Annotated in this window: 3 protein-coding genes; all 3 read right to left on the reverse strand. The window is 68.7% G+C overall.

Features of this window, described 5'->3' with window-relative positions; translation table 11 throughout:
* The coding region (locus ACLIBK_RS25510) for a recombinase family protein (protein ID WP_415390111.1) at positions 1-354 on the reverse strand (354 nt) is incomplete at its 3' end.
* A complete protein-coding gene (locus ACLIBK_RS25515; protein WP_415390112.1) occupies positions 354-944 on the reverse strand; it encodes a DUF3489 domain-containing protein in 591 nt (196 codons plus the stop codon). The genes ACLIBK_RS25510 and ACLIBK_RS25515, both read right to left, overlap by 1 nt.
* A 309-nt stretch (positions 945-1,253) precedes the next feature.
* Positions 1,254-1,500, reverse strand: a 247-nt coding sequence (locus ACLIBK_RS25520; RefSeq protein WP_415390113.1) for a transposase, incomplete at its 5' end; no start/stop codon positions are given.

Consider the following 1,500-nt stretch of genomic DNA (forward strand, 5'->3'; position numbering starts at 1 on the left):
CCGCATCATCAGGTCGTCCGCCCCGGGCATATCGGCTGCTCGGATCGACAGCCCTTCCTCGAGCAGACCCGAGAGGGTGTGGGCACGGCGGGTGATCCGGTCCAGTCGTGCCACCACCAGCGTGGCCCCGAGCTGACGGCAGCGGGCCAGTGCGGCCTGGAACCCAGGCCGGCAGTCGTCCTTGCCGCTGGCCACGTCGGAATACTCGGCGACCAAGGTCCAACCCTGAGCGAACACGAAGGCCCGCACGCTGGCCTGCTGTGCCTCGAGCCCCAGACCGCTGTGACCCTGCTCGGCCGTAGACACCCGGTACAGCGCTACCGCGTAGCGCGGGCCAGTGGTGGTCCGGCGCATCAGCCCGCCTCCGCCACGCGATAGACGCTGTAGCTGCCCTTGGCCCCTGCCCTGCCCGAGCCGACCTGGCGGACGCGCTCCAGCACCTCGACCGGGGTTCCGCGCCGCTTCAGGCCGGCGAGGAAGCCGCGGACGGTGTGGGGTGCCCAGCCGGTGACCTCGATTAGCTGAGTCACAGTGGCGCCCTCCGGGCGGCGCAGCAGGGCCAGGACGATAGCGTGCTTGGTGCCGGTACGTGGTCCGTTGGTGGACGGTTGGGCCGGCCTCCGGACCACGGCAGCACGGAGCCGCTCCACTGCTGCCGACAGGGTGTTGGGTGTGCCTCGGGCGTCCCAGGCCGCCAGAACGGCCTGAGCGGCCGCACGCACGCTACCAAGGGCGTGTGCAGGCGGCTGGGTAGCCTGAACGCCTCCCAGGTCGGCGCCGGTCCCTGGCGGGTCGGGCTGCGCTAAGGACCGTTCCGGCTCGGTCTCCCCGGCCGGAGCTGGCGCCTGCGCCCTGAGGCCGGTCTTGAGCAAGGAGGCGATGACGGCCTGCCGTGGTGGCGCGGGAATGTCGGGTAGCGTGGCAATGTGGCTCTGCTTGACCATCGCGGGGCTCCGGTGCGGCTGGCCCGACCTTCGGGTGCTGCTACCAGCCCGAGCCCCGCCGACCTCTGGTCGGTGGAGCGTGGCTACCGCGCGGTGCGACGGCGCTCATGCATGCTTTGCTCAACCTCGGGCGCAAGCCAAGCAGCACTCGTGCAGAACCGATCCAGTGCTTGCGAACAATAGATTAGAGTTGCTGCTGGCGACGCCTCGGAGGTTACCGAACGCTACGCCCCAGAGTTCCTGGCGGTCGGGTGACGAACCAAGCAATCCCCAAGGTAGCGGCGAGCATTGCCCCTTATACCGGCGCGCTTATGAAGTGACTTTTCCAATCCAAGGATAGCTAGTGAGGGAGCGGAGGTGATCTGGCGTCAGGGCATTCCAGGCTTGGCAGCAGGCGTCGACGATGGCGGCGTTGCTGTGGAGCAAGCGATGAGAGAGAAAGCGCTCGCGCAGGTAAAGCCAGACGCGCTCGACGGGGTTCAACTCGGGTGCGTAGGGCGGCAAGGGCACCAGGGTGACGTTGTTGGGCACGCGGAGCTGCCGTGAGCCGTGCCAG

Origin of the sequence: Roseomonas sp. BN140053, from assembly GCF_047690175.1 — a bacterium.
Classification (GTDB): Bacteria; Pseudomonadota; Alphaproteobacteria; order Acetobacterales; family Acetobacteraceae; genus Roseomonas.

Excerpts from the sequence above, each read along its gene's own strand:
- ACLIBK_RS25515 (WP_415390112.1), bottom strand. The coding sequence starts at position 944 with ATGGTCAAGCAGAGCCACATTGCCACGCTACCCGACATTCCCGCGCCA.